The following is a 25027-nucleotide window of genomic DNA, read 5'->3' as shown; positions in this document are numbered from 1 at the left end:
GTGCGGGATTGAAGGTCATTCGAAAGGATAATGGCCAGCTGATTGCAAACGATGTCAGGAGAGCGGAAACGTTCTGGAGTCGGTTGAGAGGTCTCACGTTTACGAAAGCGGTCAATGAGCAGAGCGGGCTCTATCTATCTCCCTGCCGGTCCATTCACACATGGTTCATGAAGATCCCAATCGATGTCGTCTACCTTGATGCTGAAGACGTGGTGGTTGCAACCGAATGCAGTCTGGCTCCCTGGAAAATGGGGATGCATGCAAAGGGCGCAAAAAAAGTCGTAGAGTTGGCAGAAGGTAAAGTCACAGCCGAGAAGATTCAGCCAGGGCAACAGTGGCTGTTGGAAGCGTAAAGGAAAAGTATCAAAGATAAAAAAACAGAAGGAGTGGGGACGTATGATGGAAATGATGAAGAATTTACTCACAGAAGAAGAAGGACAGGGTATGGCGGAGTATGCGTTGGTGCTGGGTGTTATTGCGGTTGGTGTTATAGCAGTTCTCGTGGTTTTTGGAAATGAAATTGAAACTGTTTTCGATAATATTGTTGAAAGTTTTCAAACTGAAGTAAATACTGAATGAGGTTAATAATTAATTGACTATTAAAAGGAGGACATGACAATGCTGGAAATCCTGTTATTGAGCGTTCTGATCATCTGTTTTTTCACCGACATCACCCGTCGGAAAATCTATAACAAGGTATTGTTCCCAGGCGTCGTCATGGCCTTTCTCTTGAACGGAATCCTGTTTGGCTGGTCAGGTATTACGACCAGCCTTTTGGGGCTTCTGACGGGGTTTCTGATCCTGTTGATTCCATATTTGATCGGTGGCATGGGAGCGGGCGATGTCAAGCTCCTGGCGTTTATCGGTGCAGTGCAGGGGGCGGGTTTTGTCCTGATGACGGCACTGTTTATGGCCCTGATCGGCGGGGCGATCGGACTGGTGATGATCATCAGCCGCGGGCGCATGATCGAAGGACTGAAGCGCAGTTTCCGTGCGGTGAAACTGATGAAATATGGAATCAAACCGGAGCTTGATAAAGATAGGCTCCTGAAACAAACCGCATTTCCTTACGGGGTGGCCATTGTGCTTGGCGCAGCCGGGGCATTCTTTTTCCCCGGGGTGATGCTCTGATGCTGAAGAATGAAAAAGGGCAATCCCTGGCTGAATTCGCACTGGTATTACCGTTATTGCTTTTATTAATTGTAGGGATTGTGGACTTTGGGCGTGTGTTGTACACCTATAGCGGGCTTCATTTTACGGTGCAGGAAACGGTGCGTGTCGGTGGATTCGGTTACAATGACGGTGAAATTGCCGAGTTCGCATCGGATCATTTCGCAACGGGAGACGGCAGTCAGCTGAGCGTGTCGATTTCACCGGACGAAAGTGCTCGCAAATCAGGGGAATATATCACGATTACACTCGGGTACGATGTGGATCCGATTACCCCATTTGCCAGCCAGGTGTTCAGTGGGCCGATCCACTTACGTGCTGATTCAACGATCCGGATCGAGTAGGAGGTGCTGTGATGAACCCGTTTCGCCATGTGAAGAATGAACGTGGGAACGTGCTGATGATTGTCTCACTCGGGTTCACCACCTTTCTCGGCATGGTGGGTCTCGTCATAGACGGTGGCATGTTCTATATGGAGAAGACGTCGCTGCAAAAAGCAGCCAATGCTGCGGTGCTGTCCGGCGCACAGGAACTGATGGAAGATGAGATGGAAGTGGAACTGATCGTTGATGAAGTGCTCGATCAGCACGGGGAAGCGGCTTCTGTTGACCAGCTGGCGGTTTTCATGGAAGAACGGGTCACCCTGACGTTATCGAGAGACATGCAGACGGCGTTTATGATGATCTTCGGAATTGATGCCGTGGAAATCACTGCGGAAGCGAAAGCCGGTATCGGGCCGGTTGGACGTGCAGACGGCGTTGCGCCACTTGGCATCGATGAATCCATCGAACTGGAATATGAAGAAGAGTATTTGCTGAGAGTGGATGAAGAAGACGTGGACACGGGTAATTTCGGGATCCTCGCCCTGGAGGGCAAAGGGGCAAACACATACGAAGATACGTTGAAGTATGGCTCGGAAGAAGAATTTTCGATTGGTGAGATCGTCGGTACGCAAACAGGGAACATCGCCAATCCGACGCGAAGGGCCATTGATCATCTGATCAGTCTTTGCGACGATCCGTATGACCGGCAATGCGGCCGGACGATTCTGATCCCGGTCTATAAGCCGATTGACCCCGTCGGGAATCAGGTGAAAGAAGTGGAAATCACCGGATTTGCCCACTTTTATATTCTCGAACCGCTGGACCCGAAGGATACGAAGATCAGAGGAAAATTTATTGAACGGACCACCCATGGTTATGTTGAAGAAGGTGCCATATACCGCGGAGCGTTTACAATCAGTCTGATGGAGTAGGTGAAAGAGATGAGAGCTCGTTTTGTCCTGTTACTGGCCGTTGTCATGGGGATCATTACAACCGCTTTATTTTATCAATACATCACTGCAGCCGATGAGGCAACGGGGCAGGAGGCTCCTGACACAGTGGAAGTCATTAAGGCCGCGTCACCCATTGAGGAAAATACGGTCATTACCGATGACATGATTACAACGGATACGGTATATGAAGCGGATGTGCATCCGATGGCCGTTAAGTCGGCGGAGGAAGTGGCAGGCTCATTTGCATCAACGTATATCGAAGAAGGGGAAATACTTCTCAGTCACCGTCTGAAAACATCGGAACAGTCGACGGTGCAGGTTTCCGAAAAGATTCAGGACGGACACCGTGCCGTATCCATCGGAGCATCCAATGTCCAGCTGGTCACCCAGCTGATTGACCCGGAGGATCAGGTGGACATCGTGCTGTCTGAAACCGTTGTGGTCGATGACGAAGAAGTCAATGAATCAACGGTCATTCTCGAAGATGTCCGTGTCCTCGCTGTCGGTCAGCGTATGGAGAAAGAGCTGTCTGAAACAGGGACCCGGGAGTATGTCGCCGTGACGCTGGAATTACTCCCGGAAGATGCGGTGACCGTCATTGATGCCTATGAAAAAGGGGCCATTCATCTCACATTGCACTCGAGCCTCATACATGAAGAAGAGTAAGAAAAGAATCAGTCGATTGATGTGTCAGTCGCGGAGGTGAGCAGGATGACGGAAAAAATGGGGCGGGTCATCGCCGTATGTGGTGCAAAAGGCGGGATCGGAAAAACGTTAATTTCCGTCAATCTGGCTGTGGCACTTGGAAAAACGAATCTGGATGTGGCTATTGTCGATGGGGACTTGCAGTTTGGTGACGTGAGTCTGTCGATGGACCTTCAGCCGGAAGATTCGATCAAGGAACTGGTTGAGGATCAGGGCATGGCAAAGCCGAATACGGTGATGCGTTATTTGACCGAACATGCTTCAGGCGTCCGGGTACTGCCTGCACCTGAACGGCCGGAATTTGCGGAAATGGTTACGACAGACGCCATGAAAGTGGTTCTGAACGACCTGAAACGAAGTCATGATTACATCATTATTGATAACGGCATCGGACTTTTGGATCTGACCGTTGAGACAATGGAAATGGCAGATGACATCCTCATCGTGACGAATCTGGAAATGAGCGCACTCAAGAACACCCGGCTGATGCTTGAGACGATGAAGGAGTTAAACTACCGGGATAAAACCTCTCTCGTCGTCAACCGATTCACGATGGAGAGCCTTATGAAAGGGGAAGAAATCCCCGAAATGCTCGGTTTTGAAGATGCCCACTTTCTCCCGAATAATTATAAAATCGCAAGCCAGTCCTTAAATCTCGGGCTGCCTTTTGTCATCAGTCAATCGAAATCGGATCTTGCAAAAGCGGTATTCAAAATGGCGCAGGCGATCAATCAGCCTTTGGATCAGAACGAGGAACACCAGCCGAAGCGAAACATGACAGCCAAGCCCGAAAAGCCATCTTTTTTTAAGAAGTGGCTGACTGAAAACGGATGACAGGAGGTGAGGATGGATGGGATTACTCGATCGCTTACAGGAAAAAAAGCAATCTGAACAACCGGAAACACCAGTAAAAGAGAACGCGCAAGAAGAAAAGCCCGTGGAAAAGAGCGATGAAAAACCTGCTGAAAAAGCAGAACGAATAGTGGAAGAAAAGCCGCCAAAGCTGAAAGAATTGGCGATTAAACACGAATCAGCGCCCAAAAAGCAGGAGAAACCGGTTGAAAACAAAGAAGCAAAGGAATTGAAAAACAAGCTTCATAACCGGGTGCTCGAAGAAATGAAAGGGAAAGACGATATCGATGAAGTCATCGAAAAACTGGATGAAATCGCCCTTGAAATTATCAAGGAAAATGAGCAGTTCAAGTTCAATATGGATCGCAGAACCATTATTGCGGATTTGAAAAACGATCTGACAGGCTTTGGTCCCATCAATCCGCTCCTCCTGGACGAAGACGTTTCTGAAGTGATGGTCAACGGTCCGGATCAGGTCTACTGCGAAAAAAAAGGCAAGATCATCCTCTCCGGGGTGACGTTTCGGGATGATGAACACGTATTGAATGTCATCGAAAAAATCGTTGCCCCCATCGGACGCAGAATTGATGAAAGCAGTCCGATGGTGGACGCCCGGCTCCCCGACGGATCCCGGGTGAATGCGATCATTCCACCGCTGGCCTTAAACGGACCGACCATCACGATCCGGAAGTTTGCCACCGATCCATTGACCATCAGTGATCTGGTACAGTTCGGGACATTGACAGATGAGATGGCGGAATTTGTGGATGCGTGTGTAAAAGCAAGATTGAATATCTTTGTCAGCGGCGGTACCGGCTCAGGGAAAACAACGACCCTGAACGTGCTGTCAAGCTTTATTCCAAACGACGAGCGGATCGTGACCATTGAAGATGCGGCAGAACTGCAGCTCGGTCAGGACCACGTAGTCAGGCTGGAGTCCCGTCCGCCGAATATCGAAGGGCAGGGAGCGATCTCCATTCGCGATCTCGTCCGGAACTCCCTTCGGATGCGTCCGGACCGGATCGTCATCGGTGAGGTCCGGGGCGGCGAAGCCCTCGATATGCTTCAGGCCATGAACACCGGACACGACGGATCACTTGCCACCGGGCACTCGAACAGCCCCCGGGATATGATCGCCCGGCTTGAAACGATGGTCCTGCTTGCAGGGGTTGACCTTCCTGTGAAAGCGATCCGTGAACAGATCGCCGGAGCCATCGACGTCATCATTCAGCAGTCCAGGCTCAAGGACGGGTCACGTAAAATCGTGAAAATCACCGAAGTGCAGGGACTTGAAGGCGATGTGATTGTCCTGCAGGATATCTTTACTTATGAACAGCGGGGCAAAGATACCCACGGCAATATTATCGGCAAACTGGTTCCGACAGGCATCCGGCCCAAATTTTACGAACGGCTTGAACATGCCGGCATTACGATTTCCCCGGATGTTTTCATCCCCAATGAGGAGTGATCAGGATGACCCCTTTATTACTGACAATGCTCCTGATCACAAGTACACTGGTTTTCCTCAGCATATTGCAGCTGTTTGTCAAAAAAGAAACCGTGATGGAAGAGCGGGTCAACCGGTATCTGCGTGACCAGCCTGACCCGGGTTCAACCAAGGATGAAGTAAAGCAAAAACGAAAGCTCCCCGTGCCGAATTTCACTCAAGCGAAGCGGCGGATTCGGGCGGCTTTGAAGAAGAACAATAAGAACGAAGTCATTGAATTACTGTTAAGCCAGGCGGGGGTGCCCCTGAAGCCGGAAGAATATGTCATGTTCAGATGGATTTCCCTAATGCTGACGGCAGGGATCCTCTACCTGATCAGTGACAGCATCCTCTTGCTCGTGATTGGTGCCTTCATTGGCCGGATGATTCCAGGTATGGTCGTCAAATCCAAGAAACGTAAACGGATCAAGGCATTCAATGATCATCTGCCGGATATGATTACGACGGTCGTCGGTGCCCTGCGGGCGGGATTCAGTTTTACCCAGGCTTTGAAATCCGTTGAAGAGGAAGCGTCATCGCCAATGAAAGAAGAGGTCGGGCTCGTCGTCAAGGAAATGCAGTACGGCATGACCGTGGAAGAAGCCCTGAACCGGTTTAAGGACCGGGTGCCCAGTGAGGATTTGAACCTGATGATTCAGGCCATCATCATTCAGCGGCAGATCGGTGGCAACCTGGCCACCGTTCTGGAGAAGATCAGTCAGACGATCCGCGATCGCATCCAGGTGCAGGGACAGATCAAAACTCTGACTGCGCAGGGACGGATGTCCGGTGCAGTCGTTGGCAGCCTCCCCATTGCCCTCGGGATGATACTGTTTCTGATTGAGCCGGACTACGTTATGGTGATGTTTACCCATCCTGTCGGCATGGCACTGATCGCCTTGGCTGCCGTATCCAGTCTGATCGGCTTTCTGTTAATTAGAAAAGTCACAGCAATCGAGGTGTGAAACATGGCCATTATCACTTATGCCCTGACCATGCTCTTCATTATGTATGGCTTGTATTTACTGAAAAAAGAACGTGTGAAAGTCCATGAGGAACGGATTGCCGCGATTTTTAATCCGGAGCGGACGGCCGCGGTGGAAGCGCCTTTTCAGGAGGAAGAGCTGCAGGGAAGTTTATCAAAGCGGATCTTGAAACCGTTTTGGATGAAGGTAAGACGGCTGTTTAAACAGCGGACATCCGATAAACAATTTCAAAAGCTCGAAGTGAAGCTTGAAGAAGCGGGCAATCCGATGAAAATGACTGTCGTTGAATTCAGAATCGCCAAGCTGGTGGTTGCCACCGTCATTACCGGTGTTTTTGCATTACTAGGTTTTGCAGCCAGTGGGACAGTCATGGGAATCACTCTTTACGCAGGCGTCGGTTTTCTGATTGCCCAATATGTTCCCTCCTTCTATTTGAAGAGTAAAACGGCGGAACGCAAAAAATCAGCCGTTAAGGAACTGCCGGATTTTCTCGATCTGTTAACCGTCAGCATTGAAGCCGGCCTTGGTTTTGACGCAGCCATGAGTAAGGTGGTTGCGAAAAAAGAGGGAACCCTGTCGACGGAATTCCAGCGGTGTCTGGAGGAAATCCGGCTTGGCAAAACCCGGCGAGAAGCACTGACCGGTGTCAAAAAGCGCTTGAATGTGGATGATATTCATGCGTTCATCGGCAGCATCATCCAGGCAGAACAGCTGGGGATCGGGATGGTGCAGGTGCTGAGAATTCAATCGGATGAAGTGAGAGCGAGGCGAAAGCAGCGGGCGGAGGAATCGGCCATGAAAGCTCCGATCAAAATGATGTTCCCTCTCGTCTTGTTTATCTTTCCCGGGATCTTTATTATTCTTCTCGGACCGGCCGTGATTCAAATTCTCGAGACATTTTAATGAAAAGCTTCATTTAAAAAAATAAAATGCCCTGTGCTAACATCGTCTTTTTACAAAGCCGGTTTTAGCACAGGGCATTTTTTTGTCTGATGGCGTTTTCCGATAGGTCAAAATGGCTGATCCTCTCCTTAACGTTCCGATTTTTTATTACATCTGAGCATCTGCTGTAATCGCGATGCAGTTCTTCTTATACTGTGTCGGTGTGATGCCGCATTGTTTTTTCATGGAGCGGATAAAGTTGCTGTAGTTCCTGAAGTTGTACTCTTCTGCAATTTCTTTCAGTGACAGGTTCGAGTACTCAATGTCAAAGAGCACGGCATTGATTTTCGTTTCCCGGATAAACGATGAAAGACTGAATCCATTTTGCTGACTGAATGTATAGGATAAGTGAGCAGGTGTTACATCTAATTGTTCAGCAAGCCATTGAACCGAGAGATCCGGGTTTTTAATCTGTTGATGGATGACATTGATTGCCTGTGCCACCAGTTGGGAGTGGTGGGGTGAATGATTAACGGAAACGAGAATTTCATTGATTTTTTTAATGATCCAGGGAATTGAGCTCAGAAAGTGTGAGACTTCGTTCCACTGTTGAATCGTGGAGATCAGGGCAAACGGCTGAACGATGAAGTGCAGTTGATTGTGTTCTTTCAGTCTGGTCAAGTGAAAAAGATCACAAATAAAGATGGTGTAAAAGGTCTTCAGGATCAGCAGGTGATTCACGTTTTCTTTTTTGACAATGGCAAAAAACAAGTTGGACAGGTGTTCTTCAACCAGGTCAAACTCTTCGTTCAGAATACAATGAAAAGCTTCCTTTTCATAAGTAACCAATAATTCTGAAATTTCTGACGGGTCAAACATGACAAGCTCCACTTGTACCTGCTGGTTGAAGAGGTACTCGTTATTCACGTTGCTCCCCTCCTTTATATTTTATAGTATACGTCAGAATATTAATAAAATGTACAGGTCTAATTATTCAGTTTCTTACTAGTGTAGAAGGATTAAAATAACTGTCCAATCTTTGATATATATATATCCTGGTTCATAAGAACTAATTGCAGGCGTTTAAAATCACTATTTTTATACGCCAAAGCGATCAATAAAAAAGTAAATTAAAGTTTTAGTTGAAGAATATGGATTTTATTATTTTTTTAGAAAACGTCATAAAAAAGTCATTAAAATATTCAGAATATTAGAAAAAGCATTCTTTATATCGAAAAAGAATAGCAAAATCACCATATAGTAGCAGTAAGCCGAAGCTGTTAAATTCCATAGGGGCCAAGTCTTTAAGTCTATGGAATCACCTTTTAAAGGAAGGGAGGAGAACAGATGAGAAACAAACTATTGTATATTGGGCTGATTTTACTGCTACTCACTCAATTCTTTGTTCCCGCACTGCAGACAGTAGCAGGCAGTTCGGATCAACCAGGAAGACTGGATGTTTCATTGCAGGATTCGAATCAATCGGAAGTGACCTGGTTAGTCGACATCAACAAGTCGCAAGGATCTGCTGAAGAAATCAGCGCAGATTTGAGTTTGGGCTCTGGTCTTGAAAAAGGCGCAGCGCCAACCGTCCTTAATGGGAAAGCGGAGGTTCAGTCATCAGGTAACGGCTATAAGATTCAAATGAACGAAGATGCAGGAGCAGTGTCGTTACTTGTCACGGGTAAGATTATCGACCCGGGTCAAATAAACTATACACTCTCTGCAACGGCAGCGTATCAAGATGGCACGTTTTCAGCAAGTCAGACAGCACAGGTTATTCCTGATACCACTGTCAATCTTGAAGTACAGCGCAGTTGGAACAACGTACCCGAAGGCGTGATTCATCCTGAGCAGTCATTATCCATAGTAAACGCAAATTCAGGCGAAACAGTTCAGAGTACAACCTTAAGCGGCGACACGAATTCACATGTGTTTCAAGAATTGCCCGAATATAACAGCAACGGCGAAAAGCATCAATATCAGTTGAAAGCAGATAATCTGGAACATTACGAAATTGTAATTAATGGGTTCTCTGTGACAAATAACTACAACGGTCCAGAACCAAAGGCCGATGAGCCGGAAACGGTGGAGGCGCCTGAAGAAGAAGCATCAGACGCTTTAGATGACGATACACCTGAAGAAGAGGAGCTGTCAACTGATAAGGAAGACGGTGAATCCGAATCAGCGGAGGGTTCCGAAGACAAAAAGTCTGATAAAGACTCCGAAGTGAAAGAGGAAAGTACAGAAGAAAGCAAAGAGGAAAGTACAGAGGAAGTGAAAGAAGAGGAAGAAGAAAGCAAAGAAGAAATGAAAGAAGAAGAGAAAGATGATAGTAAAGACGAGAGCGACGAAGGCAGAAAAGATAAGGAAAGCGATGAAGACAGTCTCTCCAATGAGGAGACTCCAGCTGAAGAAAAAGAGGAGGTAACTGAAGAGACCGATCAATCCAAATTCGAGAAGGTGGATGACTCTGGTAAATCACCGGAAGAATCCGAATCCTCCGATGAGGAAGAACTCTCAAGAGAGTTTATGGAAGCCTTCATCTATGGCTGGATGCTCGATTTGTCCATGGAGGAATTAAACGAGTATCTCGATCTCGGTGACACTGAATTGACCACCGAAGAGTACGAGCTTCTGATGATGTATTGGATTAGAGATCTGACAGACGATGAACTATTGGACATGTATTCATCGCTGAATCCAATCGATACAACAGAGCCGGAACCTCTGAATATGATGGCAGTCGAAACGGAAGAAGAAGTATCCTTTACGAATTTTGATGAGGGCTGCGAGTGGGGTGTTACGTCTGTTGATAATACCGACTTCTACAGGCTTCCTGATGACCCTTCTGTCAAACAGCAGTTTATTGATGTATTTGGTACATGGGAAGTGCCGGAGGACGCAAAAGCGGGGGATCAGTTTACCCTCGAGCTTCCAAAAGAATTATTCCGTTTTGTGATGACGAGCCACTTGTTCAGAACGAGTGACGGTGAATCAGTCGGACAAATTGAGGTCTTTGAGCAAACGGCGACCTTTACGTTAGGCGTTGACGGCCCTGAAAGCGGGACATTCAGTATCAGACTCCTTGAGAGGAATACTGGTGAAGTCCTGACCGCAGGCACGTACGATTTGGAATATAACGCTTTCTACGGAGACGGATTGTGTCCCCAGACATTCGAAACTGAGGCGGTTATTCAGTTTGATCTTAGAGTGAATGAGAATTTCCTGCAAAAGTACGTTTATGATGTCACGGAAGACTATATCGAATGGGCGATTGTGGTTAACGCAGAAGATGATCCAAAAGTGAGGGAATTTGAAAGTATCTCTTTTAATGACAGTTTCGTTGGTCATTCGGATGGAGATGGCAGGTTCACTCAGACCGTTGATTACTTCACACCAAATGATCCCGACAGTGACGTCAGGATTTTTCAAATACAAGTGCAGGACGGCACGTTTGATTTGGAGGACGGGACCCAAGTGACACCAGGTAATGGTCCATCTGCAGTCAGGCTTAACACGAAAAAAGACAATTTCGATGTGGATTTTGGCAGTAATGTCAGATTGGATACCACCTACCTTATCCTGGTGAAGACACAGAGATTGGATGGCTTTGAAGAATTCAAGAATTGTGCGCGAATCACCGGATCGAACTTCACGGCTCAGTTTTACTCTTGCGCTTCTACCAAAGGATCAGGTATCGAGGAAGAGTTCGAGTTCTTCGCAAATCTTCACCTGGAAAAACTGGATGAGAACGGTCAATTCCTTGATGGTGTGGAATACACACTGTTCAATGCGGACCGTGAGACAGTCGCTGCCGGACCGGAAGTTGTAGTAGATGGCCGAATCGTCTTTGAAGATCTGAAGACAGGCTTATATTTCCTCAAGGAAACGAAGACAGTCGATGGGTATGTCGTGGACGGCAGGTATTACTCGGTACTGGTCGGTGACGATGAAGACGCCGATGATGATGGGAATGTACCGGTGAAGGTCATGGGTATGGAAGTAACCGAAGAGAACCCATTCTCCATCACGAACTTCAAAGAAGCGATGATCGAAAAGAAGATCAATAAAACAGAAACAGAATTAACGATTGACCGGGAAACAGACTTCACGTTTGATCTGTCGGTCAACTTGCCGAAAGACATTGCAGACTACTCGAGTTTTGTGATCACAGACGAACTCGATGACATGCTGACAATTGACGGTGAGGAAGATGTATCGGTATTCGCAGATGATAATCTGTTCGAAGGCTATGACCTTGAGATTGATGGTCAGCTGATCACGATCAGTATTACAGACTTCGAAGGACTCGATGGCATTGACAATCTGCTTGTAGAACTCACTGTTCAAATCAATGCAGATGCACCAGGCGAAATCGGAATCGATAACCAGGCATTCCTTGATTACACGAACGGTTCCGGCACCACAGGATCGTTGGAATCGAATATCGTTACGGTGACGCCACCGATTACAGGTCAGGTTGTCCTTACTAAAATCGATAGCGTGACCCAAGCTGTCCTTTCAGGTGCTGAATTTGATCTGCAGGATGCAGACGGAAAAGTGATCGACAGTGGCGTAACAGGCAGCGACGGTAAACTCATGTTTGACGAACTTGCGATCGGCGACTATAAGCTGGTCGAGACAAAAGCACCGGATGGATACAGGCTTCTTCTGAATCCGATCGAATTCAGTATTACAGCAGAAGATTTTGAGATTGAACTTACCGTGGCAAACACCCTCAGGGGATACGAAATCCCGGCGGTTGGCGGTATGGGCACATTGGGATTCTATCTGGCTGGGCTTATCGTAATGCTCACAGCACTCAGTGCATGGATCAGAGGCAGAAAAAGAACTGAAAATATCATAAAAGGAGAGTGAGAAAGATGTCAATGAAAAAAGTATTGAGTATATTCCTTATGGTGGTTTTGTTCTTCACATTGGTCTTGCCAGCAGGTTTTGCTGCAGTTGCTCCTGATCCTGATCCTGGAAAAATGGGGAGCTTAACGATTCATAAACTGGCACAGGATCCACTTAATCCAGGAGATAGAGGCGATGGCAGTGAACTCACTGGAGAAGATCGCCCACCTGGCGAGCCTCTTGCAGGCGTTGTCTATGAAGTGACCATGACGCACAAATATAACGCCGAGACGGACTCATGGGATCCGGTTGAAAATGGTGAAACAAGAACGGAGACAACGGGATCGGACGGGATTGCATTCTTCGCCGATCTTAAATTAGGTCGCTATGAAGTGGATGAAGTGGATGGACCACCAAACGTGAACTTGAATCCGGACAACTTCTCTATCGATATTCCAATGACGAATGCCGATGGAAAAAGCTTGAATTACCATGTTCATGTGTACCCTAAAAACGAAATTATCCGGGGTGCCGTTGAACTGACGAAGACTGATGGTATGGAAGGGTTCCTTCCAGGCGTAATATTCGAGCTGTTTAAAGTCGGCGATCCAGATGTAAGTTTAGGAGAATTCACAACTGGTGAAGACGGTAAATTCCAGACCGATGGCTTACTCTTCGGAGATTATTACTTCCTGGAAGTTGGTCCGCCGGATGGCTATGTAGGAACCGGTGAAACCAAGCATGAATTCAGCATTACTGAATCCGGAACAGTAATGAACGGATCTGGTAAGGTTGAAGATGTTACGGTTGAGAACTTCCTGAAACCGGATGTTGAAAAATTAGTTGAAGGGCAAGAATCACTGGAAATTAACAGATTAACTCCGTTCACCTACAGTGTGAAGGTGTATCTGCCGGATGACATCAAATCCTACAAATCGTTTGTCATCTCCGACAGTCTATTCAGTGATTTGAACTATGTTGAAGAAAGTGCAAATGAACCGTTAGGGTTTACTTTCTCAAGAATTGGAAATGAACTGACGTGGACGGCAACTGATTTCAGTGAGCTTGAGGGCGACAGTTTTGTAACCTTCACTTACGATGCCTATATCAGAGCCGATGGCGATCCGGATTATTTAGGTGTTCCAAACACCGCATTCGTGGATTTTGAGAATGTGCACAGCGTGACTGGCACTGTTGATGACAGTGCACTAGTCAAGGCTACAGCAGGTGGCATACTCATTGACAAATTCGTAGCAGGTAACAGTTCTGAAAAACTTGAAGGAGCCGTTTTCGAACTGAGAGATGCAGATGGAGAATTAATCAGTACCAAGACAACGGACGGAGATGGCGCAGCGGAATGGAATGACCTGCCGCTTGGCACGTACACGTTGACTGAGATTGAGGCGCCATCAGAATTCAGATTACTTCTACAGGATATTACAGTAGAACTGACTGAAGACGGAGAAACTGTCACAGTTGAAATTGCCAACACACCAACAGGTTTCGTGATTCCTGAAACAGGCGGCATCGGTTCCACCTGGTTCACCATCATCGGCTTGCTGCTGATGACTGCAGCCCTGGTGATGTATGCCAGACGCCGCAGAAGTGTTGAAGCTTAAGGATTTGTAACAACAGGAAGAGAAAGGGCGCTCTGCTCCCTTTCTCTTTTCTAAAATAAACTTCAATGACTTACATAGAAGGAGGAGGAGAGTATGAAACGAAAAGTCATCTTGATTGTGATCTTCGTGGCGGGTTTCAGTATCTTTCTTTTTCCGTTTATCAGTAACTGGTATTTTACGAACATGCACGTGACGATCACCTCTGATTATGATGAAATGATCAGCAACATGGATACGGCTGACCTGGAGACCGAGCGTGCCAATGCACAGGCATATAACGAGCAGCTGTACGGTATGCCTTCCCTCCTGTCAGATCCGTTTGAATCCGATGGAACGGATGGAGAGACGGGCTATTACAATTTACTGAATATCGGCGAAGTGATGGGCTATGTGGAAATCCCGAAAATCGATATCAAGTTACCCATCTACCACGGAACCAGTGATGATGTCTTATCTCAAGGCGTGGGCCACATGTCCAACACTTCATTACCGGTGGGTGGTGTGGGTACACACACCGTCCTGACAGGGCACCGCGGTCTGCCGAGCACAAAAATGTTCAGGGAGCTTGACGAAATGATGGAGGGGGATATCTTCCTGATCAACACACTTGATGAAATCATGGCCTATCAGGTGGGAGAAGTTAAAATTGTGGAACCCTATGAGACAGAGAGCCTGGAAATCAGCCCGGACAAAGATCTGGCTACACTGATCACATGTGACCCGTATATGCTGAATACGCACCGGATGCTTGTGATCGGAGAGCGCGTTCCATATGACCCTTATGGTCCGGAACGGGCAGGGTTTGTCCCGGATGATGCAGGTGCGGGCCTGAATCCTTATCTGATCGCAGCGATCGTGATCTCCGTAATCCTTGCAACCGTGTACTATCTGAAGCGCCGGAAAAAGGCGCTCTCAGCGCTTGAAGAAGGAGGTGCACCATGAAAAAATACGGAATCATCCTGATTTTGTTTATGACGGGCCTGATGATATTTCTGTATCCGCAAGTCAGCAGAATGATTAACGATTATTTCTTTGCCTCCAGTGTCTCTGCTCTGTATGAAACATTTGATAAGATGCCCGAGCATGACCGTACGCAGGAAAGGGAGCTGGTCGATCATTATAACCGGCAGCTGGCAACGAATAACACGGGTTTTATAGATCCATTTTTTACGGATACAGAGGACGCAACTTCGGGTGAATCCACGGCCGAATTAAATGACAATAATGCGTATGCGGATTGGGATTATAATCCGGAAACTGGTGCGGATGATGATGACAGTCAAAGAGAGGAATGGTTAGATTCACATGGCTTGTCTTCCGGCATGTTTGCCTCCATTGAAATTCCTAAATTGAGTTTGAAAATGCCGATTTATTTAGGCGCAAGCAGACCGGTTTTGGCAAAAGGAGTCGGTCAGGTTGAAGGGTCATCATTCCCGGGTGGAGGTCCGAATACACATACGGTTCTGGCAGGACACCGGGGGATGGCAACGAAAGAAATGTTCAAAAATCTCGATCGGCTCCGGACGGGAGACGTCTTTCATATCTATACGTCGGATGGTAAATTATCCTACCGGGTTTACGATACAAATGTCATATTACCGCATGAGACTTCGGCATTGAATATTCAGAGAGGGAAGGATCTGGCAACGCTACTCACCTGCCATCCCTATCGTTCAAATGAATACAGACTCCTGGTTCATGGTGAGCGGATTGAATAGACAGGGGTTAATGACAGGGCTGTCCCTGGTGCATCAAATGCACAGCGGGCAGTCCTGTTTTTGCTTAATCCCAAATGCAGAGAGGTCTGGGATTTTTTCATTGTCACCGTGATGTCATGAGCGAATCATACCGCTGAAAGACGTGGTGGACTTCTTTGTGAATTCAGTATAAAGTGAAATCAACTGAGGTTTTGTTCGGATAACAGAAGCAGGAGGTGAGCCGGGTGGAACTGTTTGTGATAATGCTTGAACGGCTTGGTATTATTGTCATGGTGGCATTTATCATGACCAGAATACCTTTTGTTCGGCGCTTGATCGATGATCGGACTGTGACATTATATCAAAAGATCAGCGTGACACTCTTGTTTGGCTTTTTTGGGATCATCGGTACATATACCGGAGTTGTTGTATCCACCGGTCAAGCAGGGTATATGATGTGGGTCAGTGAATTGGCACAGGATGAAGCGATAGTCAACGCCCGGGTCATTGGCATTGTTGTAGCCGGTCTCTTAGGAGGATGGAAAGTCGGACTTGGTGCAGGCTTGATTGCAGGAGGGCATCGTTTTTTATTGGGAGGATTCACGGGGTTTGCCTGTGGAATCTCCGCAGTCATTGCAGGTTTAATTGCCGGTTTTGCACATCGCTATGTGAAACGGGGAAAGAATATTTCATTACCGATTACTTTCTTTGTAGGCGCTCTCAGTGAGACGATTCAAATGGCAATCATTCTGCTTGTGGCAAGACCTTATGAACAAGCTCTTTCACTGGTTGAACAAATCGGTTTACCGATGATTCTGGCAAACGGGATCGGGGCAATGGTCTTTATATTGATTATCAGAAGTGTGATTAAGGAAGAAGAGAAAACTGCAGCGGTTCAGTCCGGACGGGCGTTGAGCATTGCTGATGATACGATCACATACATGAGACAGGGGCTTACCAGTGAATCCGCGGGCAGAACCTGTGAAATTCTGCTGAAAGAAGTCCAGTCAAAGGCAGTTTCCATTACGAACCGCGAGCGGATATTGGCCTATGTTGGTGAAGGTTCGGATATCTATCAAACAGGCGGACCGATTCAAACCGATGCCACAAAAGAAGTCCTTGTTACAGGTGAATCTTATGTAGGTACACAATCAGGGAAAAATGATGAAACGTTATCACCGGACATTCATGCAGCCATGATTGTTCCGTTAAAACAAAAAGATGAAATTGTCGGCACGTTGAAATTTTATTTCCGATCAGAAAAAGAAATTACGGTGCTGCAAAAAGAACTCATTGGCGGTCTGGCCCGTCTTTTAAGTAATCAGCTGGAACTGGCCAAAATCGAAGATCTGAGAAAAATCGCACGGGAGACGGAAATAAAGGCACTCCAGGCACAGGTGAGTCCGCATTTTCTTTTTAATACATTGAACATTATCGTTTCGATGATTCGGACAGATCCTGAAAGAGCGAGGAAATTAATTTTGTCTCTGTCGAGTTTTTTCAGGCAGAACCTGGCGGGAGCCAATCAAGCCTGGTCGACACTCGAAGTCGAGGTCAAACAGATTCATTCCTATCTGGAAATACAGCAAGCCCGTTTTTCCGGGGAATTGGAAGTGGAGTGGGAAATTGATGACTCCCTGCTGCATTATAAAGTTCCCACCCTGACCATGCAGCCACTGGTTGAAAATGCGATTAAACATGGCAGGCGTTCCGGGAACAACGCTTTTCGAATCCGCATATCGATCTGGAAAGAGGATGGACATCCAGTGGTTACGATCTACAACAATGGCCATGTGATACCGGATTACCGATTATTGAAATTGACCAGAGAGCCTGTAGCATCAGAAAAAGGGGCTGGGATCGGTTTATATAATGTTCATCGTCGATTAACGGATATGAACGCTTCTGAAAAAGGATTGGTCATTGATAGCGGTCCGGACTCGGGAACGAGTATTTCGTTTTCGTTACTTCCAGTTAATAGCTAATCACGGCAGTGGAAAGGGGTGTATATACATGGGAACAAGCAGTATTCAGATCGTTCTTGTTGATGATGAACCTTTCAGTCGCGATGAATTAAAATATCTCCTGTCCAACTATCCGGATGTCACGATCGCCGGAGAAGCGGGCAGTGTCGATGAAGCATTGGGTGTTATTCTCTCCACTGAACCGGATGCGATATTTCTGGATATTGAAATGGGTGAACGTAACGGCATTGAGCTTGCAGCGATTCTGAACAAGCTGAAGAAAGTCCCGCTGATTGTTTTTGCAACGGCCTATCCGGACTATGCAGTAAGTGCTTTTCGCGTGCAGGCACTGGACTATGTGTTAAAACCGTTTGAAGAAGTGCAGCTGCACGAAGCGGTTAAACGGATACGGTCTGCCTTGCCGGATGAACCATCATCCGGAGAAACTTATCTTCAGAAAAATGCCGAATTCAGTAAGCTGGCAGTTCAGCAGGGTGAAACGATTCATTACCTTGCCCCAAAAGCAATTGATTACATTTACCGGGAAGGCCAGGTCACGAAAGTTGTCAGTCAAAACGTGGAATATCTGACCCGCTATCCTCTTAAAGAACTGGCCGAAAAACTGCAGGACCACTCGTTTTTCCGAACCCATAAGGGATACATCGTTAACTTGAACCGCGTTGAAGAAATCACTCCATGGTTCAATGGGGCCTACCAGTTGAAGTTGATTGATGTAAAAGAACAAATACCTGTCAGCCGGAACTATGTGAAACCTCTCAGGCAACGCTTGGAACTTTAAATGAAACCTGTGCATCTTACATACCCATTTCGACATGTTGGATGATCATAGCCGCATCATAGGACAAAACCCTCTTTTGGAAGCGTTATCACGTTAAGATAAACGTGTAATACAGCGCTTAGTAACAGGGAGGGGTAAGAGTAATGATTACTTTTTTACTAGCGATTGGACTCTTAATTATCGGGTATTTTACGTATGGGAAGTTTGTTGAAAAAGTGTTTGGCGTGCAGGAAGAACGTGTAACGCCCGCGATGAGTGAAGGTGACGGGGTTGACTACGTGCCGATGGGGACGAAGCGGAACTCGATGATCCAGCTGTTGAACATCGCTGGTGTGGGCCCGATTTTCGGCCCGATCATGGGTGCTTTGTATGGGCCTGTCGCTTTTCTGTGGATTGTGTTCGGAGCTATTTTTGCCGGCGCAGTGCATGACTATCTCACAGGAATGATTTCCATCAGAAACCGGGGAGCACATCTTCCTGAACTCGCAGGAAAATTCCTTGGGAAAGTGATGAAACATGTCGTAAACGGCTTTGCTGTACTCTTGCTGTTACTGGTTGGTACGGTTTTCGTAACCGCTCCTGCCGGACTGCTTCATAATATGATGTCCGGATGGACAACGCTCAGCATGATTATCGGATTTATATTTATCTATTATGTGATCGCAACGATGCTGCCAATTGATAAAATCATCGGCAGAGTGTATCCGATCTTCGGACTGTTGCTTGTGATCAGTGCTTTAGGCATTGGCGGAAGCCTTGTTGTCACAGGTGCTCCGATCCCGGAGATGACATTAACGAACATGCATCCCGATGGGTTGATGATTTTCCCGTTACTGTTCCTGACCATTTCATGTGGGGCATTGTCCGGGTTCCATGCCACACAGTCGCCGATTATTTCCAGAACCACACAGCGTGAAAAAGACGGCCGGAAGATTTTCTACGGCATGATGATTACTGAAGCGGTTATCGCCATGATCTGGGCGGCGGCTGCGATGAGTCTATTTTACGGGACGGATTTAAATGCGATGATTGCAGAGAGCGGCCCTGCTGCAGTAGTCAGTGAGGTGTCACTGGTGATGCTTGGCAGTATCGGCGGGACGCTCGCGGTTCTTGGTGTTATTATTTTGCCAATCACGTCAGGGGACACAGCCTTCAGAAGTGCGCGCATGATCATAGCCGATTATTTTAAAATCAAGCAGATCAAAATCAAAAGCCGTTTGATGATTGCAATCCCGCTATTTATGATTTCAGTCGTACTCACGCAGCTCGATTTCACCATCCTGTGGCGTTACTTCTCCTGGGCGAACCAGTCGACTGCGATGATTGCCTTGTGGGTAGGGGCGATGTATCTGGGATTGCAAGGGAAAAACCACTGGATTTCCAGTATTCCGGCGACATTTATGACGATGGTGACGTTCACTTATATCTTGAATGCTCAAATCGGTTTCGGGTTACCCATGCCGTTGTCATACCTGGGCGCAGCCATTGGAACAGTCGTTGTCATCGGCCTGTTTGCGAAAAAATTGAACCGGGAACGACAAGTCAATGAGATCCAGGTGGATGAAGATGTGAGTCGAATCGCCTGATCCAAATTAGAATTCAATCCCCTTCGAAGGTTCATTTTAATGACTTCGAAGGGGATTTTTAAATGTATAAGTTCCCATTTGAAGAATGGATCTTTTGTCTGCCATGGTAATATGGGGTTATAAGATTTGGATGTTAAACGACGAGCAGGAGACCATTCCCTGACGGATCCTCGACGAACAAGCCGCTTTTTCGCTTATTGGTTTTTGCGCCGAGTTTATGGAGCTGGTTGATGCGCTGATCCAGCACTGCCTGGGAAGGAAAGTGCAGGGTGGCATGGACGAGACCGACGCTGTTTGCCGCTGTCGGGGGTGCACCTTCCCCCATCCACGTATTGAGACCGAAATGGTGGTGATAATCGCCGTCGGAGATAAACAGCGCCTGATTACCAAAGCGGCAGACGACTTTGAGGCCGAGCCCCTCGACGTAGAAGCGCTCTGTCTCTTCGAGGTTGGTGACATGGAGGTGGACATGACCCATAACCGTGCCTGCAGGAGCTTCTTCCCATGTCAAATCGGGCTTCAATCTGAGCAGCTCTTTGACGTTGAGGGGATCAACAGTCATTTTCACCTGACCATTCTCCCACTGCCATTCATCCGGATGACGGTCCCGGTAGACTTCAATCCCGTTCCCATCGGGATCATCCAGGTACACCGCTTCACTCACGAGATGATCCGCAGAGCCCACGGGGATTTTCAATGCGGCGATATGCCGGACGAATGCGGCCAGATGCTCCCGGTCAGGAAGGAGGATGGCAAAGTGATAAAGGCCCGTTGAACGCTCGGGTTTTGCGTTCAGCTGTTCAGGCTGTTTGAGTTCAAGTAAGGCTTGTTTCTCAGACGTCCCGAGAACGGCAGTGTCTTCATTTCGACTGAGTTGAACAAGGCCGATGACATCCTGATAAAAGCTGATGGACTGGTCCAGATCGGAAACGATCAGTTTGACAGGACCGGTATGAATAACGGGCTTGTGGTGAAAATTCATGGTTGCCCCTCCCAGTGTGCAGAAATTTTATCTATAGATTGAGTCTATTGAATAACTGCATGGAATGCCAGTCAAGTGCTTATCAAAAATTGCTGAAGGAGTGTGAAGGAAATGCTTGGAGCGATGGTCGGAGACATTGTGGGGTCGAGATTTGAGTGGAATAATTACAGGAAAAAAGATTTTGAATTTTTTACGGCAGCGTGTGAGGTGACCGATGACACGATCATGAGCCTGGCTGTGGCTGAGGCACTGCTGGATGCGGCAGAAGGAGTGGGGCTGCCTCTGAAGGGGATGAATGAACAGCCGGAAGAATATAAAAATCTCTCGTCTCTGGTCACTCAGCACATGCAGACGATCGGAAGACGATATCCTGATTGCGGATTTGGCGGGATGTTCGGACAATGGGTGTTCCATGAGAAACCGGAGCCTTACAACAGCTTCGGGAACGGCGCAGCGATGCGGATCAGTCCTGCCGGCTGGCTGGCAGATTCCGAGTCGGGCGTAAAGACTCTTTCGAAGGCCGTGACGGAAGTGACCCACAACCATCCGGAAGGGATAAAAGGGGCCGAAGCCTGTGCCATGGCCATTTTTCTGGCGAGAAACGGCAAAGATAAACAAGCCATCCGAAAACGGATGACCGCTGATTATTATTCCCTGGATTTCTCCATCGATGACATCCGGGATACGTATGAATTCAACGAAACGTGTCAGGAGACCGTTCCCCAGGCGATTACCGCTTTTCTTGATGGAGCGGATTTTGAGGACGTGATCCGCGTGGCCATCTCCTGCGGCGGGGACAGCGATACATTGACGGCGATTGCCGGGAGCATCGCAGAGGCTTATTACGGAGTGCCAAAAAGGATTGAAAAGCAGGCAATAACCTATCTTGATCCAGTCCTTTTGAAAATGTATCAGCGCTGGTCGGCATTTCACGCACCGGGATAAGTCCCAGGGGGTTTCAATGTCAGATGACTTTCGAGCGGATCAGGTAGCGTTCCACATAATCTGCGAGACCGTCCTGGTCATGGTGCAGGGTGACGAAATCTGCGGCAGATTTCACATGTGCCGATGCGTTTCCCATGGCGACTCCTGTTCCTGCAGCTCTCAGCATTTCCACATCATTCGGGCCGTCGCCAAATGCGGCGTTTTCTTCTTTTCGGATGCCGTATGCACGCAGAAGATTGTTTGCTGCCTGCCATTTGGATGTGCCCGGTGCAACGATTTCAAAGCCTTTGTCCCACTGGATCACATGGGCATCCTTTTTGAACAGCGCGGCGGCCCGTTCGTTCGGATGGCCACATTGAATGCTGTATTTCAGCACCGGACTTCGGGGGATGTTGCGAAGATCTTTCAGATAGTGAACCGGCCGTTTTGATTGATGGCTCCAGGCGCGGGTTTCCGGTGACGGCTCTTTGCAATACGTACCATCTGCTGTGTGAATGATGGCATTGACAGAAGGGTCGTCCGCTGTCTGGTAAAAGAGATGCCGTTGAATGTGAACAGCTCTGGTATAAACGGGAATGCTCGAATACCCATCATAAACCGCTGCCCCGTTCAGGCAGATCAGGGGCGTGTTCAAATGCAGTTTCTGATGGAAAGATTCGGTGATGTCGAATTGCCGTCCGGTGGCGAGGAATACTTTAATACCTTGATTGATCAGGCTGTAGACCGCTTCTTCGTTTCGTCTGGTGATCTGATTGTCTGAAGTCAGCAACGTGCCGTCCATGTCGATGACTACTGCACGAATGTTCATAAAATCCCTCCTTTTCTCTTAACAGGTTCATCGTAACAGCCGGATGTTAAGCTGGTATAAAGGGGGTGTGTAGATCATGTAAATATGGTACAATACCCTCGCAGCAAGACGTTTTTTTACATAAAAACGAAAGCGGTTTCGTGAATTTCAAAAACGATGAGAGAGGGGTATGCGGCATGAATCGACGAGCATTTGGGAATACCGGCATTCAAGTTTCTGAAGTGGGACTGGGTGCATGGCAATTGGGCAATCAGTATGGTGATCATGGCATGAAAGAGGAAGAAGGCCTGCACATTGTACAGGAAGCTCTGAAAGAGGGGTGCAACTTTTTTGACACGGCACCGAACTATGCCCTGGGCAGAAGCGAAATGATTCTGGGAAAAGCGTTGGAAGGCATTCGGGAGAACGTCGTGATCAGCAGTAAATTCGGCCATCATGACGACGGCGAAATTGATTTCAACCCGGCGAGAATCCGGGAATCGGTTCAAAAGAGTATGGAGCGGCTGAAAACCGATTATCTGGACAGTCTTCTTTTGCATAACCCGCCTTATGAAATCCTCTCCGGTAACGATCCCCATTTCAAAATCATGAAAGAGCTCCAGGATGAGGGTGTGATCCGTCATTTCGGGGTGTCAGTGGATACAGCGGATGAGATGTTTAAAGCCTTAAATGAGACGGACAGTCAGGTCATTGAAGTGATGTACAACATCTTTCACCAGGATCCGGCACGGGCGTTTCAGCTGGCAAAAGAGAAAGGTGTTGCGATCATTATTAAAGTGCCGCTTGATTCGGGCTGGTTATCCGGCAAGTATGATACAACAAGCAGCTTTACGGATATCCGCAGCCGTTGGACGCCGGAGATCATTGAACGAAGAACCGCGATGTTCAATCACTTGAAAACCATCGTACCGGATGACCGGTCTATGATTGATCATGCGATGCAGTTCATTCTGGCTCGACCGGAAGTTGCGACCGTCATACCGGGAGCAAAATCGGTCAATCAGCTGAAATCAAACATGGAAACAGCCAAAAAAACGATGGACCCAGAAGTCAGAAGCGCCATCGAAGGCATGTGGGAAAAGGAATTGAAAGAAAATGGCCTGCCCTGGTAACATAGCAGTGAAGACCCCGACTCCTGGTGAGCGGGGTCTTTTTCTACGCACTCTACTCAGTGATTCATCCAGTGAATGTGCAGTTGCGTGTCTTCATCGGCAGGTGTTTGATCCAGCCAGGAAGGTCGCCAGTAATTCACCATCAGCTGCATCGGCTCATGGCTGTAGCCGTCTGTGAAACGGGCCAGCTCTTCTCCGTTCAGAAAAAAACCGGTATAGTCGGGGAAATAATCGATCCTGTATGTGTGTATGCCATCTGTAGGGTCAATGGCATGTTCCTCTTTATAGGCATGCTGCTCTTTGCCGTCGGCGTAGGTCGTGAGCCAGATCTCTCCAGTCTGGTCGTTCATGACTTCGATATCAATTTCATGATCATAGTCCGGGGCACCGTAGAGAAAGAAGCCGGTAAGGGTACCCGGATTATCGGGAACGGTCATCGCGATCTCATAGGAACCATAGCTGACGGGATGCATTGTGCGGATTTCACCGCTGGTTTTGCCTCCTGGATTCATGGTGATCACGATCCCTTCTTCATCATGTGTATCAATTTGCGCCGGATCGAAGCGGGTCTGGCCAATCTGGTGATCTGCGGCTGTCCATCCTTCTGTATCAGGCCCCTGTTCAAACGTTTCCTGCTTTGAAAACAGAATGAGTTCTCCTGCAGTTTTAGCTTGGAACAACCGGATGGCCCCTTCTTCATCAGGAGAGCGGTCCCAAAAGGAAACGACATGTGTTTGCGGTCCTGTCAAAAGCGTATCGCGTGGAGGAATATTTTCAGACCGGATGTCCAGGCGCTGATGGTCATCATGCGGTTGATCTTGAATTGGTGAAGGATCAAAGTCATGCCACTTTCCGGAAGCATCCTGAATGCTTTCGCCGATCCAGAGCTCAATGGGTTCCTCCTGCCATTCGATTGTGAGAGAAGAGTGGATGGGTTCCCCGAAATACCCCGTACCTGATGGCAAACGGATTTCCCTGATTTCAAATGGTGTATTACCGGACAGGTCCGATTCAACGGTTTCCGGTTCTGTTTGCATCTCTTCAGATTCATCGAACATCTCACAGCCCCCCAGTATGACCAGCAGCATTGCTGAAAAAATCCATTTCACGATGCGCGCCTCCCTTCAAAACAACTTCAACCGTATTATACGCCATAAAAATGAGTTTTCAGTGAAAAAAGAAAGATTTAGTTTTCAGGGAGTAGTCACAATATTGTCACAATAAAACTTAGGAGCAGATGACAAATGTAAGTAGTAATATGAGCTCCCGATTGCTACGATGAAGGCACACAAAAAACG

23 protein-coding genes are annotated in these 25027 nt (G+C 47.6%); 19 read left to right on the top strand and 4 right to left on the bottom strand.

The features are described from left to right. The first annotated feature begins 8 nt into the window (after nt 1-8). The 10 genes from BBEV_RS12675 to BBEV_RS12630 are packed head-to-tail and all read left to right on the top strand — an operon-like array spanning nt 9 to nt 7378. Nucleotides 9-353 carry a DUF192 domain-containing protein gene (locus BBEV_RS12675; RefSeq protein WP_069365805.1) on the top strand — a complete coding sequence of 115 codons (345 nt, stop codon included), beginning with the start codon at nt 9-11 and terminating at the stop codon, nt 351-353. A 43-nt stretch (nt 354-396) separates the two neighbouring features. Further along, on the top strand, nt 397-579 hold the full coding sequence (locus BBEV_RS12670; RefSeq protein WP_069365804.1) for a Flp family type IVb pilin: 183 nt from the start codon (nt 397-399) through the stop codon (nt 577-579). A gap of 39 nt (nt 580-618) precedes the next feature. Continuing rightward, nucleotides 619-1131 carry an A24 family peptidase gene (locus BBEV_RS12665; RefSeq protein ID WP_069365803.1) on the top strand — a complete coding sequence of 171 codons (513 nt, stop codon included), beginning with the start codon at nt 619-621 and terminating at the stop codon, nt 1129-1131. Next, the gene (locus BBEV_RS12660) at nt 1131-1514 is read left to right on the top strand and encodes a TadE family protein (RefSeq protein ID WP_069365802.1); all 384 of its coding nucleotides are present in this window, start codon (nt 1131-1133) and stop codon (nt 1512-1514) included. Before BBEV_RS12665 ends, BBEV_RS12660 begins: the two co-directional genes overlap by 1 nt. An 11-nt stretch (nt 1515-1525) precedes the next feature. Beyond that, nucleotides 1526-2425, top strand: a complete 900-nt coding sequence (locus tag BBEV_RS12655; RefSeq protein WP_069365801.1) for a pilus assembly protein TadG-related protein — start codon at nt 1526-1528, stop codon at nt 2423-2425. Nucleotides 2426-2434: 9 nt separating this feature from the next. Further along, the gene (cpaB, locus tag BBEV_RS12650) at nt 2435-3112 is read left to right on the top strand and encodes a Flp pilus assembly protein CpaB (protein ID WP_069365800.1); all 678 of its coding nucleotides are present in this window, start codon (nt 2435-2437) and stop codon (nt 3110-3112) included. 45 nt (nt 3113-3157) lie between these two features. After that, entirely contained in the window at nt 3158-3985 is an 828-nt protein-coding gene (locus BBEV_RS12645) for a CpaE/TadZ family protein (protein WP_069365799.1), read from the top strand. Nucleotides 3986-4001: 16 nt separating this feature from the next. Further along, entirely contained in the window at nt 4002-5471 is a 1470-nt protein-coding gene (locus BBEV_RS12640) for a TadA family conjugal transfer-associated ATPase (protein WP_069365798.1), read from the top strand. A gap of 5 nt (nt 5472-5476) precedes the next feature. Continuing rightward, nucleotides 5477-6454 (top strand): type II secretion system F family protein, encoded by a 978-nt coding sequence (locus BBEV_RS12635; protein ID WP_069365797.1) that lies wholly within the window; start codon nt 5477-5479, stop codon nt 6452-6454. A 3-nt stretch (nt 6455-6457) separates the two neighbouring features. Then, complete coding sequence (locus BBEV_RS12630; RefSeq protein ID WP_069365796.1) at nt 6458-7378, top strand: type II secretion system F family protein; 921 nt, start codon at nt 6458-6460, stop codon at nt 7376-7378. Nucleotides 7379-7525: 147 nt separating this feature from the next. On the opposite strand, the gene BBEV_RS12625 is transcribed toward BBEV_RS12630, so the two are convergent. Then, the gene (locus BBEV_RS12625; RefSeq protein WP_069365795.1) at nt 7526-8284 is read right to left on the bottom strand and encodes a helix-turn-helix domain-containing protein; all 759 of its coding nucleotides are present in this window, start codon (nt 8282-8284) and stop codon (nt 7526-7528) included. 420 nt (nt 8285-8704) lie between these two features. On the opposite strand from BBEV_RS12625, the gene BBEV_RS12620 reads away from it, so the two are divergent. The 7 genes from BBEV_RS12620 (at nt 8705) to BBEV_RS12590 (ending at nt 19882) form a co-directional block, all read left to right on the top strand. Next, the gene (locus BBEV_RS12620; RefSeq protein WP_069365794.1) at nt 8705-12238 is read left to right on the top strand and encodes a SpaA isopeptide-forming pilin-related protein; all 3534 of its coding nucleotides are present in this window, start codon (nt 8705-8707) and stop codon (nt 12236-12238) included. Nucleotides 12239-12243: 5 nt separating this feature from the next. Next, nucleotides 12244-13836: a SpaA isopeptide-forming pilin-related protein gene (locus BBEV_RS12615; RefSeq protein WP_069365793.1), complete on the top strand. Its 1593-nt coding sequence runs from the start codon at nt 12244-12246 to the stop codon at nt 13834-13836. Between the two features lie 93 nt (nt 13837-13929). Then, entirely contained in the window at nt 13930-14778 is an 849-nt protein-coding gene (locus BBEV_RS12610; RefSeq protein ID WP_069365792.1) for a class C sortase, read from the top strand. Continuing rightward, nucleotides 14775-15554 (top strand): class C sortase, encoded by a 780-nt coding sequence (locus tag BBEV_RS12605; protein WP_069365791.1) that lies wholly within the window; start codon nt 14775-14777, stop codon nt 15552-15554. The genes BBEV_RS12610 and BBEV_RS12605 overlap by 4 nt, the downstream gene beginning before the upstream one ends. Nucleotides 15555-15778: 224 nt before the next feature. Then, entirely contained in the window at nt 15779-17518 is a 1740-nt protein-coding gene (locus tag BBEV_RS12600; protein WP_324609496.1) for a sensor histidine kinase, read from the top strand. Between the two features lie 28 nt (nt 17519-17546). Then, nucleotides 17547-18296 carry a LytR/AlgR family response regulator transcription factor gene (locus BBEV_RS12595; RefSeq protein ID WP_069365790.1) on the top strand — a complete coding sequence of 250 codons (750 nt, stop codon included), beginning with the start codon at nt 17547-17549 and terminating at the stop codon, nt 18294-18296. Between the two features lie 143 nt (nt 18297-18439). Next, complete coding sequence (locus tag BBEV_RS12590; RefSeq protein WP_069365789.1) at nt 18440-19882, top strand: carbon starvation CstA family protein; 1443 nt, start codon at nt 18440-18442, stop codon at nt 19880-19882. A gap of 133 nt (nt 19883-20015) precedes the next feature. Here the strand turns inward: BBEV_RS12590 and BBEV_RS12585 are convergent, their stop codons facing one another. After that, on the bottom strand, nt 20016-20864 hold the full coding sequence (locus tag BBEV_RS12585) for a VOC family protein (protein ID WP_069365788.1): 849 nt from the start codon (nt 20862-20864) through the stop codon (nt 20016-20018). A gap of 111 nt (nt 20865-20975) precedes the next feature. Here BBEV_RS12585 and BBEV_RS12580 point away from each other — a divergent pair, with 111 nt between their 5' ends. Continuing rightward, the gene (locus tag BBEV_RS12580; protein ID WP_069365787.1) at nt 20976-21809 is read left to right on the top strand and encodes an ADP-ribosylglycohydrolase family protein; all 834 of its coding nucleotides are present in this window, start codon (nt 20976-20978) and stop codon (nt 21807-21809) included. 19 nt (nt 21810-21828) lie between these two features. Here BBEV_RS12580 and BBEV_RS12575 read toward each other — a convergent pair whose 3' ends face one another. After that, nucleotides 21829-22617, bottom strand: a complete 789-nt coding sequence (locus BBEV_RS12575) for a Cof-type HAD-IIB family hydrolase (protein WP_069365786.1) — start codon at nt 22615-22617, stop codon at nt 21829-21831. Nucleotides 22618-22793: 176 nt separating this feature from the next. Between BBEV_RS12575 and BBEV_RS12570 the strand changes: the two genes are divergently transcribed. Then, nucleotides 22794-23729, top strand: coding sequence for an aldo/keto reductase (locus tag BBEV_RS12570; RefSeq protein WP_069365785.1), 936 nt, complete (start codon nt 22794-22796; stop codon nt 23727-23729). A 56-nt stretch (nt 23730-23785) separates the two neighbouring features. Here BBEV_RS12570 and BBEV_RS12565 read toward each other — a convergent pair whose 3' ends face one another. Beyond that, nucleotides 23786-24838 carry a glycoside hydrolase family 16 protein gene (locus BBEV_RS12565; protein ID WP_069365784.1) on the bottom strand — a complete coding sequence of 351 codons (1053 nt, stop codon included), beginning with the start codon at nt 24836-24838 and terminating at the stop codon, nt 23786-23788. Nucleotides 24839-25027 lie beyond the last annotated feature (189 nt).

The organism is Salisediminibacterium beveridgei, from assembly GCF_001721685.1.
Lineage (GTDB): Bacteria > Bacillota > Bacilli > Bacillales > Salisediminibacteriaceae > Salisediminibacterium > Salisediminibacterium beveridgei.
The sequence above is the reverse complement of the archived record's forward strand: the minus strand, read 5'-3'. Positions and strand labels throughout refer to the sequence as shown.

Bases quoted from the DNA above. Each gene is read 5' to 3' on its own strand.
- BBEV_RS12670 (WP_069365804.1), top strand. From the start codon at position 397: ATGATGGAAATGATGAAGAATTTACTCACAGAAGAAGAAGGACAGGGT.
- BBEV_RS12665 (WP_069365803.1), top strand. From the start codon at position 619: ATGCTGGAAATCCTGTTATTGAGCGTTCTGATCATCTGTTTTTTCACC.
- BBEV_RS12660 (WP_069365802.1), top strand. From the start codon at position 1,131: ATGCTGAAGAATGAAAAAGGGCAATCCCTGGCTGAATTCGCACTGGTA.
- BBEV_RS12655 (WP_069365801.1), top strand. From the start codon at position 1,526: ATGAACCCGTTTCGCCATGTGAAGAATGAACGTGGGAACGTGCTGATG.
- cpaB (WP_069365800.1), top strand. From the start codon at position 2,435: ATGAGAGCTCGTTTTGTCCTGTTACTGGCCGTTGTCATGGGGATCATT.
- BBEV_RS12645 (WP_069365799.1), top strand. From the start codon at position 3,158: ATGACGGAAAAAATGGGGCGGGTCATCGCCGTATGTGGTGCAAAAGGC.
- BBEV_RS12640 (WP_069365798.1), top strand. From the start codon at position 4,002: ATGGGATTACTCGATCGCTTACAGGAAAAAAAGCAATCTGAACAACCG.
- BBEV_RS12635 (WP_069365797.1), top strand. From the start codon at position 5,477: ATGACCCCTTTATTACTGACAATGCTCCTGATCACAAGTACACTGGTT.
- BBEV_RS12630 (WP_069365796.1), top strand. From the start codon at position 6,458: ATGGCCATTATCACTTATGCCCTGACCATGCTCTTCATTATGTATGGC.
- BBEV_RS12620 (WP_069365794.1), top strand. From the start codon at position 8,705: ATGAGAAACAAACTATTGTATATTGGGCTGATTTTACTGCTACTCACT.
- BBEV_RS12615 (WP_069365793.1), top strand. From the start codon at position 12,244: ATGTCAATGAAAAAAGTATTGAGTATATTCCTTATGGTGGTTTTGTTC.
- BBEV_RS12610 (WP_069365792.1), top strand. From the start codon at position 13,930: ATGAAACGAAAAGTCATCTTGATTGTGATCTTCGTGGCGGGTTTCAGT.
- BBEV_RS12605 (WP_069365791.1), top strand. From the start codon at position 14,775: ATGAAAAAATACGGAATCATCCTGATTTTGTTTATGACGGGCCTGATG.
- BBEV_RS12595 (WP_069365790.1), top strand. From the start codon at position 17,547: ATGGGAACAAGCAGTATTCAGATCGTTCTTGTTGATGATGAACCTTTC.
- BBEV_RS12590 (WP_069365789.1), top strand. From the start codon at position 18,440: ATGATTACTTTTTTACTAGCGATTGGACTCTTAATTATCGGGTATTTT.
- BBEV_RS12585 (WP_069365788.1), bottom strand. From the start codon at position 20,864: ATGAATTTTCACCACAAGCCCGTTATTCATACCGGTCCTGTCAAACTG.
- BBEV_RS12580 (WP_069365787.1), top strand. From the start codon at position 20,976: ATGCTTGGAGCGATGGTCGGAGACATTGTGGGGTCGAGATTTGAGTGG.
- BBEV_RS12575 (WP_069365786.1), bottom strand. From the start codon at position 22,617: ATGAACATTCGTGCAGTAGTCATCGACATGGACGGCACGTTGCTGACT.
- BBEV_RS12570 (WP_069365785.1), top strand. From the start codon at position 22,794: ATGAATCGACGAGCATTTGGGAATACCGGCATTCAAGTTTCTGAAGTG.